This is a genomic window from Solimonas fluminis (genome assembly GCF_002930645.1).
Lineage (GTDB): Bacteria > Pseudomonadota > Gammaproteobacteria > Nevskiales > Nevskiaceae > Solimonas_A > Solimonas_A fluminis.
Map to the genome: position 1 here is coordinate 285,248 of NZ_PSNW01000006.1, position 21,596 is coordinate 306,843.

At 70.8% G+C, this 21,596-nt stretch carries 13 protein-coding genes; 9 read left to right on the forward strand and 4 right to left on the reverse strand.

The window, feature by feature from the left end:
- Window positions 1-84: 84 nt before the first annotated feature.
- The 3 genes from C3942_RS13080 to C3942_RS13090 form a co-directional block, all read right to left on the reverse strand.
- Window positions 85-1,113 (reverse strand): response regulator, encoded by a 1,029-nt coding sequence (locus tag C3942_RS13080; RefSeq protein ID WP_104230782.1) that lies wholly within the window; start codon window positions 1,111-1,113, stop codon window positions 85-87.
- 120 nt (window positions 1,114-1,233) lie between these two features.
- Window positions 1,234-2,256, reverse strand: coding sequence for an esterase/lipase family protein (locus tag C3942_RS13085; protein ID WP_104230783.1), 1,023 nt, complete (start codon window positions 2,254-2,256; stop codon window positions 1,234-1,236).
- Between the two features lie 92 nt (window positions 2,257-2,348).
- On the reverse strand, window positions 2,349-3,884 hold the full coding sequence (locus C3942_RS13090) for a protein adenylyltransferase SelO (RefSeq protein WP_243393597.1): 1,536 nt from the start codon (window positions 3,882-3,884) through the stop codon (window positions 2,349-2,351).
- Window positions 3,885-3,940: 56 nt separating this feature from the next.
- Between C3942_RS13090 and C3942_RS13095 the strand changes: the two genes are divergently transcribed.
- The 9 genes from C3942_RS13095 (at window position 3,941) to C3942_RS13135 (ending at window position 19,940) form a co-directional block, all read left to right on the forward strand.
- Window positions 3,941-4,132 carry a PLDc N-terminal domain-containing protein gene (locus tag C3942_RS13095; protein ID WP_104230784.1) on the forward strand — a complete coding sequence of 64 codons (192 nt, stop codon included), beginning with the start codon at window positions 3,941-3,943 and terminating at the stop codon, window positions 4,130-4,132.
- A gap of 36 nt (window positions 4,133-4,168) precedes the next feature.
- Window positions 4,169-7,411 (forward strand): adenylate/guanylate cyclase domain-containing protein, encoded by a 3,243-nt coding sequence (locus tag C3942_RS13100; RefSeq protein ID WP_104230785.1) that lies wholly within the window; start codon window positions 4,169-4,171, stop codon window positions 7,409-7,411.
- A 124-nt stretch (window positions 7,412-7,535) separates the two neighbouring features.
- Window positions 7,536-8,321 carry an outer membrane lipoprotein-sorting protein gene (locus C3942_RS13105; RefSeq protein ID WP_165797445.1) on the forward strand — a complete coding sequence of 262 codons (786 nt, stop codon included), beginning with the start codon at window positions 7,536-7,538 and terminating at the stop codon, window positions 8,319-8,321.
- 25 nt (window positions 8,322-8,346) lie between these two features.
- Entirely contained in the window at window positions 8,347-11,061 is a 2,715-nt protein-coding gene (locus C3942_RS13110; RefSeq protein ID WP_104230787.1) for an MMPL family transporter, read from the forward strand.
- A gap of 244 nt (window positions 11,062-11,305) precedes the next feature.
- Window positions 11,306-12,151 carry an SDR family oxidoreductase gene (locus tag C3942_RS13115; protein ID WP_104230788.1) on the forward strand — a complete coding sequence of 282 codons (846 nt, stop codon included), beginning with the start codon at window positions 11,306-11,308 and terminating at the stop codon, window positions 12,149-12,151.
- A 63-nt stretch (window positions 12,152-12,214) separates the two neighbouring features.
- A complete protein-coding gene (gene greB / locus C3942_RS13120; RefSeq protein ID WP_104230789.1) occupies window positions 12,215-12,715 on the forward strand; it encodes a transcription elongation factor GreB in 501 nt (166 codons plus the stop codon).
- A gap of 109 nt (window positions 12,716-12,824) precedes the next feature.
- Window positions 12,825-15,083 (forward strand): cellulose biosynthesis cyclic di-GMP-binding regulatory protein BcsB, encoded by a 2,259-nt coding sequence (bcsB, locus tag C3942_RS13125; protein ID WP_104230790.1) that lies wholly within the window; start codon window positions 12,825-12,827, stop codon window positions 15,081-15,083.
- Between the two features lies 1 nt (window position 15,084).
- The gene (gene bcsZ / locus C3942_RS13130) at window positions 15,085-16,212 is read left to right on the forward strand and encodes a cellulose synthase complex periplasmic endoglucanase BcsZ (RefSeq protein ID WP_104230791.1); all 1,128 of its coding nucleotides are present in this window, start codon (window positions 15,085-15,087) and stop codon (window positions 16,210-16,212) included.
- Complete coding sequence (locus tag C3942_RS13135; RefSeq protein WP_104230792.1) at window positions 16,194-19,940, forward strand: cellulose biosynthesis protein BcsC; 3,747 nt, start codon at window positions 16,194-16,196, stop codon at window positions 19,938-19,940. Before bcsZ ends, C3942_RS13135 begins: the two co-directional genes overlap by 19 nt.
- A 53-nt stretch (window positions 19,941-19,993) precedes the next feature.
- On the opposite strand, the gene bcsG is transcribed toward C3942_RS13135, so the two are convergent.
- The gene (bcsG, locus tag C3942_RS13140; RefSeq protein ID WP_104230793.1) at window positions 19,994-21,592 is read right to left on the reverse strand and encodes a cellulose biosynthesis protein BcsG; all 1,599 of its coding nucleotides are present in this window, start codon (window positions 21,590-21,592) and stop codon (window positions 19,994-19,996) included.
- Window positions 21,593-21,596: the final 4 nt, after the last annotated feature.

Here is a 21,596-nt window from a genome sequence, read left to right on the forward strand (position 1 = left end):
GTGCCGCCGGCGGTTCTGGTTCGTGCCGCAGTGTCCGGCAGGGGCGCCGCCTCCTGCATCCGCCGTTTGGGGTATCAGCCCTGATCAGGGGGCGGCGGGGCGCGCCAGCAGTGCTTCGATTTCCGGCAGCAGGGCCGTCAGGTGCCGGGTCAGGTCGGGATCGTAGTAGCTGCCCGCGCGCTCCTGGATCAGCGCCACCGCCTGCGCCGGCGAGCGCGCCGCGCGGTAGCTGCGCGGCGAGATGATGGCGCAGAAGGTGTCGGCGATGGCGACGATGCGGCCCTCCAGCGGGATCGCTTCGCCGGCCAGGCCTTGCGGGTAGCCCAGGCCGTCCCAGTGCTCGTGGTGGGTCAGCGCCACCAGGCGAGCCGTCGTCATCAGCGGGTGCGGGTGCCGTCCGATGATCTGCGCGCCGATCAGCGGGTGGCAGCGCATCAGCTCCCAGTCGTCCAGCGTGAGGGCCTCGGTCTTGTAGAGGATGCTGTCCGGCACGCCGATCTTGCCGACGTCGCGCAGCAGCGCGGCCAGCGAGAGGTTCTGCGCGGCGTCCTCGTCCAGCCCGGCGGCACGCGCCAGCAGCAGGGTCAGCGCGCCGGCATGGTCGGCGGTGTCGCCCTCGGGATTGGCATGCCATTCCGCCGCGCGGCCGAGGCGCCGCATCAATTGCAGGCGGCTTTCCTCCAGGTCTTGCGTGCGCTTGCGGACCAGCTCGGCCATGTGGTGTTCCTGGTCGGCCAATGCCAGCTGCGCCGCCACGCGCACGCGCAGCAGGGCCGGGCGCAAGGGGCCCGGCAGGCAGTCCGCGGCGCCCGCGGCGAGGCATCCCTCGTCGTCGATCTCCTCGCCGGCGGCGACGAAGACCACCGGGATGTCGCGGGTGCGCGAGTCGGCCTTGAGGCGGCGGCAGGCTTCCGTTCCGGCCATGTCGGGCAGGGCCGCCGGCAGCAGGATCAGCGCTGGCGCGAGATCGTCATGGGCAAAGGCCAGCGCCATCTCGCCGGTGGCCGCGAACAGCAGCGTGTAATGGTCCTGCAGCGCGGTGCGCAGCGCGTCCATGCGGGACGCATCGTGTTGCGCCAACAGCAGGATGGCCTTGGGGGATTCGGCAGGCATGGACGGACTCTCGACCGTGCCACTTTACGGCATCCGGCGTGCCGCAGCCTGAATGCCGATCCAGTGCCGGCCGTTCCGAGGGCAGCCCGGGCCGTCGTGGCGACGGCCCGGGCGCCGGCACTACCGGGCGTAGGCGCGCAGTTCCGGCTCCGCGCGCGCCAGGTGCAAGCCAGGCAGGCCATTGCCCGGCTCGCGCATCGCGATGGTGATCAGGCCGGTCAGCAGGTCGGGCAGGGAGGGGATCACCAGGTTCGGCACCACCGGCAGCAGGCCGCAGAGCGAGGCACCGCCGGCACGCTCCACATCGGCAGGGCCCGGGTGTGCGATGGCGTCCAGCGCCAGCTCGAAGGCCACGGCATCGACCAGGCCGATGGTGGCATGCTCCACGATGCGGCCGGGGCAGATGTCCTGGATCAGGATGTTGGTCACCTTCGGGTTGTCCTGGCCGGGCTCGATCGCCGCGGTCTCCACCGGCCGCACCAGTTCGTCGAACTGGCTGTACATCGCGGTGTAGGAGATGTCGCCCGGCGTCTGGTCGCCGCGGTTGGTGGCCTGCATGAAGGCCGAGTTGCCGTCGAACTGGTAGAACACCTCGGGCAGGCCGACCAGGGCCGGAAGCAGCGGCAGCTGGCCGAGCGCGGCGATGCTGATGCCGTAGTTGGGCCCCGCCTGCATCACGAAATCATCCACCGCGTTGCGCGCCGAGGGCCACCACTTGATCGCCCAGCGCGGCACCGCCACGCCCTGGCTGTGGCCGATCACCGCTACCTTGCGGCCGCTGCGGGCGCGCATCTCGCGCAGCGCGTAGACCACATACTCGGCCGAGACCTGCATGTCGCCCAGTCCGCGGTCCGGGTAGGTGACGGTGCAGACGTCGTAGCCGCGGTCCACCAGCAGCGGCTTGTAGGTCCATTCGTACTGTTCGAAACCGGCGGTGAAGGTGCCGTGCACCAGCAGCACCGCGGGCTTGTCGGGATGGCTGAAACCGGTGCAGTCCAACCCGGCCGCGAGCTTGGCCGGGTCGGTCTGCAGCGCGGGCTCGCCGGGCACCGCGTCGGCGCCGGCGGGGGCGTCGGAGCCGGTGCAGGCGGACAGCAGCAGGGCCGCCGCGAATGCGGCAAGCGTGGCAGGTCGGATGGTCATGGGCTCTCCCCCGGATCTTCTAGTGGGGGCAGCTTCGGCCAAGGCAGTGAACACTGCCTCATCCGATCAAGGTATGACGGCCCGGAAGCGCTTCAGGAGGAGCAGCTGACGCTGATGTGCCGGGCCTCCGGCGGCGGCTCCGCGGCGTAGGCCCCGGACTCCGGCTGCTCGTCGAAGGGGCGGGCCAGCAGGCGCATCAGCCGGTCGATCTCGCCGAAGTCCCCGGCCTCGGCCTGCTCGATGCAGCGCTGCGCCAGGTGGTTGCGCAGCACGTACTTGGGATTGACCGCATCCATGGCCGCGGCGCGCGAGGCGTCGTCGGACTGTTCCGCCCGCAGGCGCGCACGGTAGTCGGTGACCCAGGCATCGAAGGCCTCCTGGGCATGGATTTCCTCACGCACGCCGGCGGCCGGGCCCTGGTCGCCGGCGCGGAGGCGCGACAGGTGGCGGAAGCTGCGGGTGAAGTCGCTGCGGCCCTGGTGCAGCAGGCTCAGGAAGCGGTTGATCAGCTGCTCGTCGCCGTCGCGGTGCTCGCGCAGGCCGATCTTGGCGCGCCAGCGCTGCACCACCTCCTGGCCATACGCCGGGCCGTAGGCTTCGAGGATCGCCGTGCCGATCTCCACGGCCGCCTCCGGCTCCTCGTGCAGCAGCGGCAGCGTCGCCTGCACCAGCCGCGAGACGTTCCAGTGGCCGATGCGCGGCTGCTGGTCGTAGGCGTAGCGGCCGCCCTCGTCGGAGTGGTTGCAGATATGGCCGGCGTCGAAGCCGTCCAGGAAGCCGTAGGGGCCGTAGTCCAGCGTCAGGCCCAGGATCGACATGTTGTCGGTGTTCATCACGCCGTGGCAGAAGCCCACGGTCTGCCAGGCCGCCATCAGGCGTGCCGTGCGCTCGCAGACCTCGGTCAGCCAGGCGCGGTAGCGGTCCGGCCGCTGCCATAGTTCGGGAAAGTGGCGCTGGATCACATGATCCGCCAGCGGCTGCAGCCGGGAGTGCTGGTTGCGGTAGTAGAACACCTCGAAGTGGCCGAAGCGGACGAAACTCGGCGCCATGCGGCAGACCACCGCGGCGGTCTCGATGGTCTCGCGCCGCACCGGTTCCGTGCTGCCCACCAGGCAGAGTGCGCGGGTGGTGGGGATGCCCAGGTGGTGCATCGCCTCGCTGCAGAGGTACTCGCGGATGCTGGAGCGCAGCACCGCCCGGCCGTCGGCGAAGCGCGAGAACGGCGTGGGGCCGGCGCCCTTGAGCTGCAGCTCCCAGCTGCCGCCCCGGGGAGCGCCGACGGCACCGACCAGCAGGGCGCGGCCGTCGCCCAGCTGCGGTACCCACTGGCCGAACTGGTGACCGGCGTAGAGGCTCGCCAGGTAGTCGCCGCCGGGCAATTCCGCGTTGCCCGCCATCACCTCCAGGAAGCGCGGGTCGTCCGCCGCCGCCGGATCCAGGCCGATCAGGGTGGCCGCCTCCGTGTTGAAATGCAGCAGGCGGGCGCCGGGCAGGGGGCTGGGGCTCACGCGGGCGTGGTAGCTGTCGCCCAGGCCGGCGTAGGCATGGTCCAGGGACAGTTCGTGCAGGGGCAAGGTTGGTGGCGGCATGGCCGGCAGGATACCGTGCCGGAGGTGGGTGCCGTTCATGCGGCGTTCAAAATGCCTGATCCATAGTCGGGCGGACTCATGGAAGGGAGACGGAAATGAACTACGGATACAGCGGCATCTTCGGCGTGCTCCTGCTGCTGGCGGTGGTCTACGCCATCATCAACATCGCCCAGAGCGGCGCCGAGCCGGGCAGGAAGGCCCTGTGGATCGTGCTGGTACTGGTGCTGCCCCTGCTGGGCGTGATCCTGTGGTTCTTTCTCGGGCCCAAGAGCGGAAGCAGCAGGTAATTGATTGCCGGCCGCCTCGGAGGCTTATGATGGGGCATGCCCACATGCCTCTCCTGCAACAGCCCCAATCCGGACGGCGCACGCTTCTGCAACCAGTGCGGCCAGCGGCTGGATGCCGCGCCGGCGGCGGCGCGCAGCTATACGCCGCGCCATCTCGCCGAGCAGGTGCTGCGCAACCGCGCGGCGCTGCAGGGTGAGCGCAAGCGCGTCACGGTGCTGTTCGCCGACGTGAAGGGCTCCACGCGCCTGGCGCAGGAGGCCGGCGCGGAACTCTGGCACTCGATCCTGGACCGCTTCTTCTCGATCCTGTCGGCTGCGGTGCACCGCTACGAAGGCACCGTCAACCAGTACACCGGCGACGGCATCATGGCCCTGTTCGGCGCCCCGGTGGCGCACGAGGACCATGCCAGCCGTGCCTGCTTCGCGGCCCTGGAGATGCAGCGCGAGGTGCGGCGCTTCGCCGACGAACTGCGCCTGAGCAAGGGCCTCAACCTGTCGATGCGCGTGGGCCTCAACACCGGCGAGGTCATTGTCGGCCGCATCGGCGACGACCTGCGCATGGACTACACCGCCCAGGGCCATACGGTGAACCTGGCGGCGCGCATGGAACACATCTGCGAACCGGGGCGCATCTACCTGACGCGGCTTACGGCACGCCAGGTCGAGGGCTATTTCCGCCTGCGCGAACTGGGGCCGATGCAGGTCTCCGGCGTCGAGGATGCCGTGGAGGTCTACGAGCTGGAGGGGCAGAACGCCGGACGCACCCGCCTGGACCTGAGCCTGGCGCGCGCCGGCTCGCCCTTCGTCGGGCGCGAGCGCGAACTGGGCCTGCTGCTGTCGGCGCTGGACCGCGTGCGCGGCGGCGACGGGCAGGTGGTGGCGGTGATCGGCAATGCCGGCATCGGCAAGTCGCGGCTGTGCCACGAATTCGTGCGTGCCTGCGCGGTGGCGGGCCTGCCGGTGCACCGGGCCACCGGCGTGCCCTACCGCAATGCCGTGCCGATGCAGCCGATCCGCATGCTGGCGCGCAGCCGCCTGGGGCTGGGCGGCGAGGCCGGCGCCGAGGAGGTGCGCCGCATGGTGGCCGGTACCTTCCTGCTGCAGAACCCGGGCCTGGCGCCGCTGCTGCCGGCGGTGTTCGACTTCCTGGGCGCGGGCGGCGCCACCCTGCCGGAGGACCAGGCGGAGCAGGCACGCAGCCGGTTGATGGGCCTGCTGGCGGAGCACCTGGCCTGCGTCGACGGCGAGCAGCCGCAGGTGCTGCTGCTGGAGGACCTGCATTTCCTCGATCCCGCCAGCGAGGAGTTCGTCGCGCAGCTCTGCGCCCGCGTGCGCAGCGGCGGCAGGACCCTGCTGCTGCTGAACTACCGGCCGGACTACGTCAGCGAGAGCCTGATCCCCTGGCTGGACGAGCAGGTGCGGGTGACCGCGCTGGACGACGCGCAGATCGAGCGCCTCGCCCGCAACCTGCTGGGCGACGATCCCAGCCTGCGGAACCTGCCGCAGACGCTGCGCGAGCGTGCCGGCGGCAATCCCTTCTTCGTCGAGGAGGCGGTGCTGTCGCTGGCCGAATCCGGCGAGCTGGAAGGCGAGCGCGGCGCCTATCGGCTGGCCCGCGAGATCCGCCAGTGGACCGTGCCCGACACCGTGCATGCGCTGCTGGCGGCGCGCATCGATCGCTTGCCGGACGAGGCCAAGACCCTGCTGCAATCGGCCGCGGTGATCGGGCAGGAGTTCCGCGCGCCGCTGCTGGCGACGCTGGCCGAGAGGCCGGACGAGCAGTTCGAGGAACAGCTCGGCCTGCTGGAGGAGGCCGGCTTCGTGCACCAGCGCGACGTGTCCGAATACGCCTTCTGCCATCCGCTGATGCAGGAAGTGGCCTACCAGGCGCAGCTGGAGTCGCGCCGCGCCGCCGCCCACGGCCGGCTCGCGGCGGAGCTGGAAGCGCAGCACCCGCAGAACGCGGAGCCGACCGAGCTGGCGCTGCGCATCGCGCACCACTGGCAGCACGCCGGCGACTGGCTGCGCGCCGGGCGCTGGAACCTGCAGGCGGCCCGCTGGGCCTCGCCGCGCGACATGCGCCTGGGGCTGGAGCAGTTCCGGCTGGCGCAGGCGCACCTGGACCGCGCCGCGGACGGCGAGGGCCTGCGTCCGCTGCGCATCCTGGCCCGCTCCGGGCTGATCCGCATGGCGCAGTTCGCCAACGTGCCGGAGGACGAGGTCGAGAAGGCCTATCACGAGGCGCGGCTGATGGCGGAGGAGGGCGCCGACGTCGCCACCATCGCCGAGTTGATGATGTCCTACGGCACCGAGCAGCTGCACCGCGGTGATTGCGAGTCCGCCGCCCAGCTGCAGGGCGGCGCGGCGCGCCTGGCGCTGGAGGCCGGCGAGACGCAGCTGGTCAATCGCTTCCGTCTGGGCATCCTGCTCACCCATACCGCCGCCGGCCGCCCGCGCGATGGCATCGCGCTGCTCGACGAGGCCGGGGTGGAATGGCGCACGCGCCCCATCGACGGCGACAACTTCATGTCGCGCGCCTTCCATGCGCTGATGCTGGGCTGGCTGGGACAGTTCCGCGAGGCCGAGCGCGAGCTGGCCGCCGCGGCGACCTTCGCCGAGACCGACGACCGCACCGCGAGCTGGATCCACGCCAACCGCGTGGACCTGGCCATGCTGACCGGCGACTACCGCGAGGTGCTGGCCTGGGCCGGCAAGGCCACGGCGCGCTCCAGCCAGTTCGGCAGCCCCTTCTTCGAGCAGATCGCGGCGCGCGTCACCGGCCTCGCGCTGTGCCTGCACCGCCGCTTCGACGAGGCGATCGAGCCGCTGGAGCGCCTGCTGCCCCTGGTGCGCCCCGGCGCCTACGCACACCAGTTCGAGGCCGGGCACTGCGCCGCCCTGGCCACCGCCTACATCGGCGCCGGGCGTCCGCTGGACGGCCTGCGCATGGCGCGCGAGGGTATCGCCTCCGGCCGGCGCTCGGGTTCGCGCATCTGGGAGTCCCAGGCGCTGCTGGCCCTGCTGCGCCTGCCGCCGGAGTTTCGTGCGCAGGTGGAACCGGAGGCGGCGCTGGCGCGGCTGCGCGAACTGATCGATGCCACCGGCGCCCGGGGCCTGGAGCCCTGGCTGGCCCTGGCGCAGGCCCATTGGGCTGCGGACGGCGACGAGCACCGCCACCACCATGCCGCGGCGGAAGCCGGGTTCCTGGCGCTCGGCGCGGATGCGCACGCGGAGCGCCTGCGCCGCGGCGAAGTGCCCCTGCAGGTCCTGCCGGCCTGAAAAACCGCGTGCCGCCAGCCCTTTGCGAAGCAGCGCGCGAAACCCGCGCCGCGGATGCATTATTCTGTCCCGAAACAAACGGCTGCGCTCCTGGCGCCGCCAGAACAGGGGTTGGGAGCGCGTCATGACCAGAATCCTCGCGGGAATCCTCTTGGCGGCCGCGCCGTTGCTGGCCCCGGCCCAGGGCGCTCCGGCCGCGGGTTCCGCCGCGGCCATCGTCGAGTGCATGCGCGCCAACATCCCCTCCTCGGTGCAGGTCAAGGAAGTGGAGCTGATCGCCCGCGACCGCACCGGCGGGGAGCGCCAGCTGCGCGGCCGGCTCTATGCCACCAACGACAAGGACCGCATCAAGGCGATGCTCAAGATCGGTTCGCCGCCCGACCTGGCCGGCGCCGCCTACCTGATGAAGGAGGGCACCAAGAGCGACGAGATCTACGTCTTCGTGCCGGCCCTGAACAAGGTGCGCCGCGTCACCGGCGGCAGCATGGACGGTCCGCTGTGGGGCACCGACCTGTCCTACAACGATCTCAAGCAGGTGCAGAACGCCTTCTACGATCCCAACGCCAAGCTGGAGGGCAAGGCCACGCTCGACGGCACGCCGGTGCAGGTCCTGCAGTTCTCGCCCCAGCCGGACCAGGCCTCGCGCTACAGCTCGATCCGCGCCTGGGTGGAGCCCAAGAGCTGCATGGCCCTGAAGGCGGAGTTCTTCGAGGGCCAGACCGTGCGCAAGCGCTTTTCCGGCAGCGCGAAGGACCTGCGCCAGGCCGGGCCGCACTGGTACCTCTCCGACATGCTGGTGGCCGACCTCAAGGAAGGCACGCAGACGCGCATCAAGGTGACCGGCGTGGCGGCGGACAAGGACCTGGCCGACCGCCTGTTCAACCCCTCGACGTTCTACGTCGGCAACTGAGTCGGGATTCCGGAACGCCCGGCCCATGCAAAGGCTCACCCGCTGGATCGCGGCACATCCGCTGTACTGCATGGCGGTGGTGGCCCTGCTGTCGCTGCTGGCCTTCGTCACGGTCTACGACCTGCATGACGGCCGGCTGCGTCTGAAGATCGACCCGACGATCGAGCGCCTGCTGCCGGAGAAGGGCGAGGACCGCGCGGTGTTCGAGCGTGCCCGCGAAACCTTCGGCGACAGCGACGCCGTGCTGGTGGCGGTGGCGATGGACGGCGTCTTCACGCCCGAAGGCATCGCCAGGATCGATGAGCTGACCCGGCGCTTCGGCGAGTTGCCCGGCGTGCGCCAGGCCTCGTCGCTGGCCAATGCACCGAATCCCCTGGCCAAGGGCGACATGCTGGAGATCAGCACCTTCGGAGCGCAGGCCAGCGAGGACCCGGAGCGGGTGAAGGCATTCCCGGCCGAGATCGCGGCCAATCCCATCTACCGCGACGCGCTGGTATCCAAGGACGGCCGCACGGTGGCCTTCTCGATCTCGCTGGGCGATCTGAGCGAGGAGGATTTCCGCAAGCAGGATTACACGGGCAAGATCCGCCAACTGGCCCGCGAGGTCAGCGGCGCGGAGCAAATCTGGATCACCGGCGGCCCGGTGATCAAGGCGGCCACGGTCGACGCCCTGCTCGATACGCTGGCCTTCACGCTGCCGGCCGTGCTGGTGCTGATCGTGCTGATGCTGCTGCTGGTCAGCCGCAGCGTCTACGGCATGCTGGCCGGTGCCGCCACGGTGCTGATCTCGCTGCTGTGGACCATGGCCTCGGCCGTGCTGCTGGACATCCCCATCAACCTGGTCACGGCCATCGTGCCGCCGCTGCTGCTGACCCTGGGGCTGTCCTACGCCGTGCACCTGCAGGCCGACTACTACGCGGTCAAGGAACAGAGCGCCGAGGCGCGGGTGCTGCACGTGCTGTCCAAGGTCGGCCCCGGCCTGGTGCTGTCCGGCGCCACCACGGTGGCCGGCTTCCTGGCGCTGATGCCGCAGGCCCTGCCGGCGATCCAGCAGTTCGCCGGCCTGTCGGCCCTGGGCGTGACCTTCGGCATGCTGCTGACCCTGGTGTTCCTGCCCTCGGCGCTGCGGCTGCAGCGGCAGAACACCGTGCGCCGGCCGCTGGGCGAGCGCTTCTTCCTGATGCAGGCCCGGCGCCTGGCGGTGTTCGACCTGCGCTGGCGCAACTGGATCATCGGCATCGCCCTGCTGACGGTGCCCATCGACCTGTACTTCGCCAGCCGCATCCATGTCGGCACCGAGTACATCAAGAGCTTCCACGAGGACGCCGAGGCCCGGCGCGACTTCGAGCAGATCAACCAGGCCTTCAACGGCGCCAGCATCGTCTCGATCCTGATCGAGACCCACGTCAACGACGCCCTGACCGATCCGGAACTGATCGCCCAGGTGGAATCGCTGCAGCACTGGCTGCGGCGCCAGCCGGAGGTCGGCAGCGTGGTGTCCTACGTGGACCACCTGAAGCTGATCAACCAGAGCCTCAACGAGGGCGACCCGGCCCACTACGCCGTGCCGCGCGAGGCCGCCGCGGTCAAGCAGCTGCTGGTGTTCGGCGGCAGTTCCGAGATCAAGCGCGCGATCGACTCGCGCTTCCGCAGCGCCCTGCTGACGGTGCGCATCAACGTCGACAGCTCCGCGCAGATCCAGGACCTGATCCAGCGCGTGGAAGAGCGCCTGCATGAGCTCAAGCCGCCGCTCAACGCCAGCCTCACCGGCAGCCCGGTACTGGCGACGCGCGCGGTCAACGCCATCACCTCGGGCCAGATCTCGTCGCTGGCGCTGGCCTCGTTCGCGATCTGGGTGATGCTGTCCTTCATGTTCACCTCGCCGCGCGCGGCGCTGCTGGCGATGCTGCCCAACCTGCTGCCGGTGCTGCTGTACTTCGGCATCCTGGGCATCAGCGGCATCAGCCTGAACCCCACCACCAGCATGATCGCCAGCATCGTGCTGGGCATCGCGGTGGACGACACCATCCACTTCCTGGCGCGCTTCAACGCCGACGCGCGCGCCAAGGGCAACGAGACCGCGGCGGTCAAGAGCGCGCTGGCCAGCATCCTGCGCCCGGTGACCTTCACCGTGCTGTCGCTGTGCATCGGCTTCCTGGTGTTCACCGGCAGCGAGCTGAAGAACCAGGTGCAGTTCGGCGTGCTGGCCTCGTTCACGCTGTTCGTCGCCTGGTTCGCGGACATCCTGCTGACCCCGGCGCTGGGCTCCAAGCTGCGCATCGTCACCCTCTGGGACCTGCTGCGCCTGGACCTGGGCCAGTCGCCGCAGCACACCATCCCGCTGCTGTCGGGCCTGTCCCTGCGCCAGGCCCGCGTGTTCGCGCTGATGTCCAAGATGGAGAAGATGCACGAGGGCGGACGCCTGATCCGCCACGGCGACCTGTCGCGCGACATCTACGTGGTGGTGGACGGCACGCTGGAAGCCTGGATCGACCGCGGCGGCGAGCGCAAGACGCTGGCCACGCTGGGCCGCGGCGCCGTGATCGGCGAGGCCGGCTACTTCGGCCAGCGGCGCACCGCCAACGTCGACGCCGTGACGCCGGCGCGCGTGCTGCGCTTCGACTCGCAGGACCTCGAGCGCCTCAGGCTGCGCTATCCGCGCATCGCCGCGATCATCTTCCGCAACCTCAACCGCGTACAGGCCGAGCGCATCGCGCGCACCACGGCGATGTTGCAGTAAACAGACCCCTCGCAAGTCCGTTCATGCTGAGCCTGTCGAAGCATGAACGGATTCCTGCCGAAGGTCCGGGTCAATAGCCGCTCGCCCTTCGGCAGACTCAGGACGAACGGCTTCGGCCGTGGCTGTTTGCATCTGATCGGTAACTCCGCCTTCCATACGGACGATATACATTCCACTGCGTCTGGCTAGAATCGTCCGCAGCAGGCATTGCCTGACCGGAAATCATCGTTACTGGAGAATCCCCATGAGTCTCAAGGGCAAGACCCTGTTCATCACCGGCGGCTCGCGCGGCATCGGCCTGGCCATCGCCGTTCGCGCGGCGCGCGACGGCGCCAACGTGGCCATCGCGGCCAAGACCGCCGAGCCGCATCCCAAGCTGCCCGGCACGATCTATTCCGCGGCGGAGGAGATCGGGAAGGCCGGCGGCAAGGCGCTGCCGATCCTCTGCGACATCCGCGAGGAGCAGCAGCTGGCCGACGCCGTGCAGAAGACCGCGGAGACCTTCGGCGGCATCGACATCCTGGTCAACAATGCCAGCGCGATCCAGCTCACCGGCACGCTGCAGACCGACATGAAGCGCTACGACCTGATGAACGGGATCAACGCGCGCGGCACCTACATGAGCGGGCGCATCTGCATCCCGTACCTGAAGAAGTCCGCCAACCCGCACATCCTGACGCTGTCTCCGCCGCTGGACATGAAGCCCAAGTGGTTCGGCCCGAACCTGGCCTATGCCATCGCCAAGTACGGCATGAGCCTGTGCACGCTGGGCTGGGCCGAGGAGTTCAGGAAGGAGGGCATCGCCGCCAATTCGCTGTGGCCGCGCACCACCATCGCCACCGCGGCGGTGAAGATGATCGGCGGCGATCCCTTCCTCAAGCAGTCGCGCACGCCCGAGGTGATGGCGGATGCGGCCCACGCGATCCTGACGAGGAATTCGCGCGAGTTCACCGGCCAGTTCTGCATCGACGACCTGGTGCTGTACGAAGCCGGCGTGCGCGATTTCTCGCAGTACGCCGCGGTGCCGGGCACCACCCGCTTCCTGCCGGATTTCTTCCTGCCGGACGATACTCCCGCGCTGCCGGTCTGAGGCGCCGTGGGGCAGGGCCGGGGCTACAATGGCAGCCCCGGCCTTTTTCTTGCCCGACGATCCATGTCCCGCTGGCGTCCCCCTTCAGAGAAATCCTCTCCCTACATCACGGCCGAGGGTCATGCCCGGCTCAAGGGGGAGTTCGAGCACCTCTGGCGCGAGCGCCGCCCGGAGGTGGTGCGTGCCCTGTCCGCCGCCGCCGCCGAGGGCGACCGCTCCGAGAATGCCGAATACCAGTACCGCAAGAAGGAGCTGCGCGAGATCGACGCGAGGCTGAAGTACCTGACCATGCGGCTGGATGAAGTGAAGGTGGCCGGCGGGCGCCCTGCCGACCCCTCGCGCGTGTTCTTCGGGGCCTGGGTGGACGTGGCAGACCCGGACGGCGAGGAGCGCCGCTACCGCATCGTCGGCGCCGACGAGACCGACGCGGCCGAGGGCCGCATCAGCGTCGACTCCCCCATGGCCCGCGCGCTGCTGGGCAAGGCCGGGGGCGAGGTCGTGCGCGTGCGCCTGCCTGGCGGAGAGGCGGAATTCGAAGTGCTTTCGGTAAGTTATATCGACTGAAAAGGGGGCAGGCACCACCAGCCTGATTCGCTACACTGGCCCCGTTCAAGAAATCGGGAGGGACCCCGGCGTTTCCCGGTGGCCATCCCCCGGCGCAAGGAAAAAAGCGATGAACATGGTTGGCCCTCACCGCCTCTGGCGGATCCCGGTCCTGGTACCGCTGGCGCTGCTGTTCTCCGCAGCGGCCGCTGCCCAGCCTGCGCCCGCCGCCGCCGCGGTGCCGGACGCGGCTGCCCCGGCCCAGGGCGTCACCAAGGTCCTGAGCTTCAAGGACCTGGGCCTCTACGGTCCTGCGCAGCTGCGCGGCGTGGAAGGGATCATGGGCCTGCCCCTGGGCGTGCGCCTGGACCAGGTCGTGACCGCGGCCAAGCTGCGGCTGCGGCTGACCTACTCGCCCTCCATGCTGCCGGAGCTCTCGCATATCCGCGTGCAACTCAACGGCCAGGTCCTGGCGGCGATCCCGCTGCCCAAGGAGGAGGCCGGCAGGGAGGTGGTGCGCGAGGTGGTGCTGGATCCGCGCTACTTCACCGACTACAACCAGCTGCGCTTCGACCTGATCGGGCACTACAGCCTGGAATGCGAGGACGCCCAGCACAGCAGCCTCTGGGCCAGCATCAGCGACCACAGCGAACTGGAACTCACCACGGCGCCGCTGGACCTGAAGCCGGACCTGGCCCTGCTGCCGGCGCCGTTCTTCGATCGCCGTGACAATCGCCGCCTGGAGCTGCCGGTGGTGCTGCCGGCCGGCGCGTCCCTGGACATGATCCGCAGCGCCGGCGTGCTGGCCTCCTGGTTCGGCGCGCTGGCGGACTACCGCAGTGCCCGGTTCCCGGTTTCCCTGGACCGGCTGCCGGAGCGCCATGCCCTGTTGCTGGCCACCAACCGGCAGCAGCCCAAGGGCCTGGCCCCGACGGTGTTCAAGCAGCCGACCCTGGCCGTGATCGACCACCCGGCCGACCGCAACATCAAGCTGCTGCTGGTGGCCGGTGCCGACGACGCCCAACTGCGCCAGGCCGCGGAGGCCCTGGTGCTGGGCCAGGCCGTGCTGTCCGGTCCCTGGGCCAACGTGACCAAGGTGGAGCCCGGCCCGCGCCGCGCCGCCTACGACGCCCCGCGCTGGCTTCGTACCGACCGGCCGGTGAAGCTGGGCGAACTGGTCGAGAGCCTCGACCAGCTGCAGGTCAGCGGCCATGCGCCGGCACCCATCCGCGTCAATCTGCGCATCCCGCCGGACCTGCTGACCTGGAACCGTCCCGGCGTGCCGATCGACCTGCGCTATCGCTACACGGCGCCGGCCGAACGCGACAACTCGCTGCTGAGCGTGGCCATCAACAACCAACTGGTGAAGGCCTTCCAGCTGGCTCCCGACCAGACCTCGGGCAGCGCCAGCGAGCTGCTGGTGCCGCTGCTGGCCGACCAGTCGATCCAGGACAAGGGCGGTTTCCTGATCCCGGCCTTCCAGATCGGCGCGAACAACCAGATGCAGTTCCAGTTCGCCATCGAGTACCACAAGCGCGGCCTGTGCAGCGGGACTTTCACCGACATCACCCGTGCCGCGATCGATCCGGAGTCCAGCATCGACCTGACGCCGTTCCCGCATTACACGGCGATGCCGAACCTGGCGCTGTTCGCCAATGCCGGCTATCCCTTCACCAAGTTCGCCGACCTGGCCGAGACCGCCGTGGTGCTGCCCGCCGCAGCGGGGGCGAAGGACTACGAGGCGCTGTTCTTCCTGCTGGGCCGCATGGGCCGCTCCACCGGCGTGCCGGCTCTGCGCTACCGGCTGGCCGCCGCGGCGGACGCCGCCAAGCTGGGCGACGTGGACCTGCTGCTGATCGGCGGCGGCGCCAAGGATGACCTGCTGGAGCGCTGGGGCCACGACCTGGGCCTGCTGCTGCAGCCGGGCTCGCGGCAGTTCCTGTCTCCGCAGTTCGCCGGGCTGTTCCAGGACGACCCGCTGCGCCGCGGCGACCTGCCGCGCCGCGAGAGCGAGTTGGGTTTCGTCACGCAGGGGCCGCTGGGAGCGGTGATCGGTTTCGAGTCGCCGCTGAAGAAGGGCCGCAGCGTCGTGGCGATCTCCGCCACCGATCCCGCGGCCGCCGGCACGGTGCTGGACACGCTCGAGGATGAGGGCAAGGTGCCCCATGTCCGCGGCGACCTGGCCGTGGTGCGGGGCGGCGAGGTGCGCAGCTACCAGGGCGAGCCGGTGTACTACGTCGGCGACCTGTCCTGGTGGATGCGGCTGTGGTTCCACCTGTCCCGCTACCCGCTGCTGCTGACGGTGCTGGGCGTGATCGCCGGCGTGCTGCTGGCCCTGTGGCTCTATGCCACGCTGCGCCGCGCGGCCACTGCAAGGCTCGAGGACTGACATGACAAGGGTCTGGGCGGGCCTGCTGCTCGCGGGCGCGCTGGTCGCGCCGGCGGTGCAGGCTGCCTGCGCCTGGCCGGCCTGGGAGCGCTTTGCCCGCGAGTACATCAGCGAGGACGGTCGCGTGATCGACCTCGGCAGCGAGCGGCAGATCACCACGTCGGAGGGGCAGTCCTACGCATTGTTCTTCGCGCTGGTGGCCAATGACCGCGCCCGCTTCGAGCGCCTGCTGCGCTGGACCGAGAACAACCTGGCGCGCGGCGACTTCACCGCCGCGCTGCCGGCCTGGCTCTGGGGCCGCCGCGATGACGGCAACTGGGGCGTGCTGGATGCCAATCCGGCTTCCGACTCCGATCTCTGGATCGCTTGGACCCTGGGCGAGGCCGGGCGTCTCTGGCGCCAGCGCCACTACGGCGTGCTGGGCGCGGTGCTCGGCAACCGCATCCTCGCCGAGGAGACCGCCGATATCCCGGGGCTGGGCCGCAGCCTGCTGCCGGCGCCGGTGGGTTTCGTGAAGCCCGAGGGCTGGCGGCTCAATCCGAGCTATGTGCCGCTGCAGTTGCTGCGCGGGCTGCAGGCGCAGAACCCCGAGGCCGGCTGGGAAAGCCTGCTGGAGCCCTCGCGGCGCCTGATCACGGAGACCGCGCCGAAGGGCTACGCGCCGGAATGGGTACTGTGGACCAGGCAGGGCGGCTTCGCCGCCGACCCGGAAACCAAGGGCGAGGGCAGCTACAACGCCATCCGCGTCTACCTCTGGGCCGGCATGCTGGCGCCGGAGGAGCCCCTGCGTGCGCCGCTGCTGCGCGCCCTGCGGCCGATGGCCGAGCGCGTCGCCGCCGAGGGCCAGCCGCCGGAACGCATCGATACCGCCAGCGGCATCGCGCCCGATGCCGGGCCCCATGGATTCTCCGCCGCGCTCCTGCCTTTGCTGGAAGCCTCGGAGATGCCGCAGGCCGCGGCGCTGCAGTCGGCGCGCGCCGCCGCGCTGGCCGCCAAGGCCCGCGGGCCGGCCTACTACAGCGAGGTCCTGTCCCTGTTCGGCCGTGGCTGGCAGGAGCGGCGCTACCGCTTCGATGGCGACGGCCGCCTGGTGCCCGACTGGAGCCGTGCATGCGCCGCCACCGCATAGCGCTGGCCGCCGCGCTGCTGTTCGCCGGCAGCCTGCCGCTGGCGGCCGCGGCCTTGCCCTTGCCCTCGCCGAACGACGAGCTGCTCTACAGCGCGCGGCTCTGGGAAGCACGCGACCGCGGCGACCTCGCCGTGCTGGCCCTGGAAAAGCTGGCGCTGGCGCGGCCGGACGATGCCGACATCCTGCGCCGCCTGGGCGAGCTGCAGCTGCGCATCGGCGACGCTGCCGGCGCCGCCAGGACGCTGGAACGCCTGCAGCGCCTGCACGGCAAGTCCCCGGCCGCGGCGACGCTGGCCCAGGCCTATCGTTTCGGCACGCGCGATCGCCTGCGCATGGCCTCGCTCAAGCGCCTGATCGAAACCGGCCGCGGCGAGGAGGCCCTGCGGTCCCTGCAGGCGCTGTTCCCGCAGGGGGCGCCGGATGGCGACCTGGGCCTGGAATACAACCGCTTCCTGGCGCGGACCCCGGGCGGCTGGGAGCCGGCGCGCAAGGGTTACGAGCGCCTGATTGCCGCACACCCGGACGAGCCGCGCTACGAGATGGCGCTGGCGCAGCTTCTGGCCGGCCGCGACGCCACGCGCAACGAGGGCCTGCGCCGCCTGGCGGAGCTGTCGCAGCGCGAGGACCTGCGCGGCCAGGACATCGGCAATGCCCTGAAGAGCGGAGTCGATGCCGTGGGCCTGGCGCGCGCGCCGCAGCCGGCGCTGGAGGCGCTGCTGAGGTTCCAGCCCGAGGATGAAGCGCTCAAGGGCGAGCTCGCGGCGCGACAGCGCGCGGCGGAGACGCGGCGCCTGAGGGAAGAGCGGGTGCTGGCCAGCATCGAGCCGGGCTTCCAGGCGCAGCAGCGCGAGTTGCTGCGCCAGCGCCTCGAGCAGGCCGCGGCCCAGCCGCAGCCGCCGCCGGCGGCGAAGCAGGCGCTGGCCGTGCTCAAGCTTTCGGAAAATCGCGCTTCCGAAGCCTGGGAGCTGCTGCGCGACACGCCGCCGCGGCCGGCGCGCATCGAGCGTGCCGTGCTGTTCGAGCGCTGGAGCGCGGAGTCGCGCGCCGCGCGCCAGCGCGGTGAACTGAAGCAGGCCGAGCGCAGCCAGCGTGCCGCGCTGGCGCTGCACCGCAACGACATCGGATCGGCCGTGGTCCAGGCCGACGCCATGGCGGCTGAGGGCGCCAGCCCCGCCGCCGGCGAGTTGCTGCAGGACCTGGCACGCATCGCGCCGGCCGACGAAGACCTGCTGCGCAGCCGCACGCGCTGGCTGGCCGCCAACGGCCGCCCCGACCAGGCCCTGGCCCTGCTCGATGCCGACCGCGTACGCGGCCGCGAGGCCCTGCGCCAGCGCCTGCGCGCCGACGTCTTGTCGCGGCGCGCGGAGACCGCGCTGCAGGCCGGCCGGCGCGGCGAGGCGCTGCGTGACCTGGAAACCGCGCAGGCCCTGCGGCCGGACGACCCCTGGCTGCGCTACAGCCTTGCGCGCCTCTATGCCCAGTTGGGCCTGCCGCGGCAGGGCCGGGAGCTGATGGCCGAGGGCTTGCAGCGCCAGCCGCAGGAGGCCGACATGCGCTACGCGCAGGCCCTGTACCTGTCCAGCATCGATGCCCGCGCGGACGCGCTGGCGGCGCTGCAGGGCGTGCCCCCGGCGCAGCGCAGCGCCGGCATGCAGCGGCTGGAATCGCGCCTGCGCATCGGCCAGGCGCGCAGCAGCGCGCAGGCGGCGCTGGCCCGGGGGGATCGCGAGGCGGCGGGCCGCGAGCTGGCCGCGGTGGAACCGCTGGCAGGCGACGATCCGGGGCTGCTCGGCGAGATCGCCTCCGGCTGGCTGGCGCTGGGCGACCGCGAGCGTGCCCTGGCGCCGCTGCGGCTGCGCGCCGCGCCCGACCAGAAACCTTCCGCTCCCACGCTGCTGGGCTGGGCCGACGTGCTGGACCAGGCGCGCGAGGATGCCGAGCTGCGCAAGGTCGTGCAGCGCCTGCGCCAGACCGGCCCGCTGGAGGCCGGGCAGCAACGCGAACTGGCCGCGCTGGAACAGCGGCTGGACCTGCGCGAAGTACGCGAGCTGCAGGCCTCCGGCCGCCATGCCGCCGCACAGCGCCGCATCACCGAGCTGCTGGCCGCCGATCCGCAGAACCCGCGCCTGCTGGAGACGCAGGCCGATCTCGACGCCGCTCGCGGCGACTGGGCACAGGCGCGCGAGCGCTATGCTGCCCTGCTGCAGCGGCAGCCGGACGATCTCGAACTGCGCCTGTCCTACGCTCGCGCGCTGGCCGAGACCGGCGACCGCACCGGCGCCGAGGCCGAGCTGGAGAAGGTACTGGCCGCCGCGCCCGCCGACGCCTTGTCGCCAAGGCTGGGCGTGGTGCGCCGCCGTGTCGCGCTGGGCCAGTACGAGCAGGCCGGGCGCGAGCTGCAGGCGCTGCAGGCGCAGTTCCCGGACAAGGGCGACGTGCAACTGCAGCTGGCGCGCCTGCGCGAGGCCCAGGGGCGCTATGCCGAGGCCGCGGAACTCTACCGCGGCGCCGGGCTGTCGCCGGAGCAGGGCATGGCCGAGGCTGCCGCCCGCGGGCTGGCGGGCATCGATGCCCGGCGGCAGGGCTGGATCACCGGCAGCGTCGACTTCCAGGACAAGCCGGGTGACGACGGCGTCTCCAGCTATGCTGCCATCGAGGCGCCGCTGGAACTGCGCCTCCCCTACCGCTACGACGGCCACTTCATCGCCCATGCCGACGGCGTGTTCGTCGATACCGGCCGCCTGAAGCCGGACTACGACACGGCGGCGCTGTTCGGCCAGTTCCAGGCCGCGGGCCCGGCCTCGCTGGCGCTGCTCGGCAATGGCCGCGGCACTTCGCAGGAGGGCGTGGCGCTGGCCGTGGGCTACGAGACGCCGCGCTGGCATGCCGACATCGGCAGCACGCCGCTGGGCTTCGAGGTGGAGGACGTGGTGGGCGAGGCCGAGTGGACGCCGGAGATCGGAGGGCTCGACGCCGGCATCGGCATTTCGCGCCGCCCGGTCACCAGCAGCCTGCTGTCCTACGCCGGTGCGCGCGACCCCGTCAGCGGCCGGACCTGGGGCGGCGTGCGCAAGAATGCCGTCGCGGCGCGGCTGGCCTACTACGGCCCGCGCTACAGCTTCGGCGGCTCGCTGGAAGCGGCACGCCTGGAAGGCCGCAACGTGCTGGACAACGACTACTACGGCGGCCGGATCTCCGGGGACTGGAAGCTGCTGGACGGCGAGCGGGACCGTGTCTACCTCGGCGCTGCGGCGAACTACTCGGCGTATTCGGAGAACCAGCGCTTCTACACCTTCGGCCACGGCGGCTACTACAGCCCGCAGTCCTACCTGACCCTGTCCCTGCCGCTGGAATGGCAGGGGCGGCGCGACCGCTGGACCTTCGAGCTTCGGGCTTCGATGTCCTACTCGGCCAGCGACCAGGATCCGGCGCCGTTCTATCCCACCGACCCGGCGCTGCAGGCCCAGGCCGCAGGCTCGCCCCTGCCCAGCGGCTACAGCGCGCCGGTCTATCGCGGCGGTTCGGGTTCCGGCTCCGGCTATTCGCTGCGCGGCGTCGTGGAATACCGCCTGTTCGATGGGCTGGTGCTGGGCGGCCGCGCCGGCGTCGACCGCTCCGACTACTACGAGCCCAACTTCTTCAACCTGTACTTCCGGCACCTGTTCGGCGGCAGGAAGACCGAGCCCTACTGGCCGCCGAGGCCGCCGAAGCCCTACTCGGAGTTCTGAGCGCGAGCGCCGCCCGGCGCCCCGCGGAAGCGGGCGGGACTACCGTCAGGGCATCAGCGCGCCTCGTACCGGCTCCATTCGCCATCGGGCGTGCGCATCATCGCGCGGCTGCCCTGGCTCATGATCACCGTCCCCTCGTTCTCCGCGATGGCCGCGGTCTGCGGCAGCCCCTGGGCCAGTTCGGCCAGCGACTGCGCGCCTGCCGCGTAGGGATCGTGGGCCATGACGCGGGCCAGGAACTCGCTCATCGCCAGGAAGCTGGTCGGCGTATCCACGATCTGCGGCGAGCCGGCCAGGGTGGCGCCGCCGTTGATCAGCTTGATGCCCACCGGCACCTGCGTGATCGCCGGGGTGGGAATCTCGCGCAGGCCGGAGATCTGCATGCGGTCGCCACGCACGGCTCCGCCATGCTCCGGCACCATCACGATCACCGCGCGGCGGCCCGAGGCCTGTACCAGGTCGATGAAGCGGCCGATGTCGCCGAACAGCATGTCCGTGCGGATGCGGTAGCTGTCACGGGTGTTCGGCTTGCTGCCGTCGAGGAAGCGGTTGCCGTCGTGCATGGTGCCGGTGTTGTAGTACAGCGCCACCTTGGCCGCCGGCTCCGTCAGGCGCCGCTGCCACCACGTCGCCAGCACGTCGTAGTCGCGGTGGTAGCCGTTCTCCACGCCGTCGAAGGACTTCATCGAGATGGGGACGCCGTCCAGCGGCATCGGCGTGGTGTTCCAGCCGGCGCGCACCTTGATGTCTTCCCTCATGTTGCCGAAGATGCCCAGGTGGTTCATGGCCCATTCGGGCTGGAAGCCGGCGCGCACCAGTTCGTTGTAGAGGTAGCACTCCGGCTCGGCCGGCTTGTACAGGTCTTCGTGATGCGGCTGGCCGCAGCCGGCGCGCAGCAAGCGGATCGCCGCCGGGCCGCTGTAGCTGGCGGCGGAGCTGAAGCGCGTGAACAGCACGTCGAAGCGCTTCAGCAGGGCATGCTCGCGGCGCTCCACGTAGTCCAGGTCGTCCCAGGCCAGCGAGCAGATGTGGATGAAGATCAGGTCGAAGGCCGGGTCTTCGGCTCCGGGAGAGGGAAAGGCCACGCGCCGCTGCGATTCCGCCTGGTAGAAATCCTTGAGGCGCTGGTCCAGTTCCGCGGGCTTGAGGCTGCCGATGTCGGCCTCGGCCATGGCGCCGGAACCGGCCGCCTCCGCGGCCGTCACCACGGCGGCCGGGGCCGGCACCAGGCGCGTCGCCACGGCCTGCACCACCGGCGTGGCCGCCACCACGAAGATGCCCAGGAAGGCGAAGCTGGCCATCCGCAGCTTGCGGCGCAGCAGCAGCCAGGCCAGCAGCATCAGCGCCAGCGCCAGCAGCAGCTGCGGGTTGATGAAGCGGCCCGCCAGCTCGATCACGTACGGCAGGTTGAAGTCGACCAGCTGGTCCTTCTGCGCCAGCGCGCGCTGCAGCGGCGGCAGGAAGGAATCGTGGTACAGCAGCGCGATGCCGGTGGGGATCGCCACGGCCTGCTTGGCGATACGCCAGCGCTTCTGCTTCACCGGCAGCACGGTGAAGATCGCGAAGGCGAGGTTGGGGATGACGTGGAAGTCGATGAAGCGGCCCCAGAACAGCGCCAGTTTCAGGAAGAAGTAATAGCTCCAGAAGCCCATGGTC